Below are 1,256 nucleotides of genomic sequence, written 5' to 3' on the forward strand. Positions count from 1 at the left end.
GTGGGGTGACGTCGCCGGAGGGGTTGTGGCGTCTGGTCGCGGACGGAGTGGACGCGGTGTCCGGGTTCCCCACCGACCGGGGCTGGGACCTCGACAACCTCTACGACCCTTCGGGCGAGCGGCCCGACACCTCGTACACGCGCGAGGGCGGCTTCCTCCACCAAGCCGCCGAGTTCGACGCCGGCTTCTTCGGCATCAGCCCCAACGAAGCCCTGGTGATGGATCCCCAGCAGCGGCTCCTGCTGGAGGTGTCCTGGGAGGCCCTGGAGCGGGCCGGTGTCGACCCGACCACGCTGAAGGGCAGCCGGACCGGCGTGTTCACCGGGCTGATGTATCACGACTATGCGCACAACAGCAGTACGGGGGCGATCGTGTCGGGCCGGGTGTCGTACACGCTCGGTCTGGAGGGTCCGTCGGTGACGGTGGACACTGCCTGTTCGTCGTCGTTGGTCGCCCTGCATCTGGCGGCGCAGGCGTTGCGTTCGGGTGAGTGTGATCTGGCGTTGGCGGGTGGTGTGGCGGTGATGGCCACGCCGGAGAGTTTTGTGGAGTTCAGCCGGCAGCGGGGGCTTGCCGCGGACGGGCGCTGCAAGTCGTTCGCGGCGGCCGCCGATGGCACGGGGTGGTCGGAGGGTGCGGGTGTGCTGCTGGTGGAGCGGCTGTCGGATGCCCGCCGTAACGGTCATCGGGTGCTGGCGGTGGTGCGGGGCAGTGCGGTCAATCAGGACGGGGCGAGTAATGGTTTGACGGCGCCGAATGGTCCGTCGCAGCAGCGGGTGATCCGGGCCGCGCTGGCCAGTGCCCGGTTGTCGGCGGCGGATGTGGATGCGGTGGAGGCGCACGGGACGGGGACCCGGTTGGGGGATCCGATCGAGGCGCAGGCGTTGCTGGCCACCTACGGGCAGGAGCGAGGTGCTGAACGGCCTTTGTGGCTGGGGTCGTTGAAGTCGAACCTGGGTCACACCCAGGCGGCGGCGGGCGCGGGCGGCATCATCAAGATGGTCATGGCCATGCGTCACGGAGTGCTGCCCAGAACCCTGCATGTGGATGAGCCCACACCCGAGGTCGACTGGTCCGAGGGCAACGTCCAACTCCTCACCGAACCGGTGTCGTGGGTGGCCTCGGCGCATCCCCGACGGGCGGGAGTGTCCTCGTTCGGGCTGAGTGGGACGAATGCCCACGTGATCTTGGAAGAGGCGCCGGGGGTCGATCCGGTCGAGTCGGTCGAGTCCGGTCCGGTGGGCGTTCTGCCGGTG

1 protein-coding gene is annotated in these 1,256 nt (G+C 69.2%); it reads left to right on the forward strand.

Annotation, left to right across the window (positions count from 1 at the left end):
* The coding region (locus tag ACI2L1_RS45215; RefSeq protein ID WP_404745305.1) for a type I polyketide synthase at positions 1-1,256 on the forward strand (1,256 nt) is incomplete at both ends.

The organism is Streptomyces sp. NPDC019531, from assembly GCF_044903305.1.
Lineage (GTDB): Bacteria > Actinomycetota > Actinomycetes > Streptomycetales > Streptomycetaceae > Streptomyces.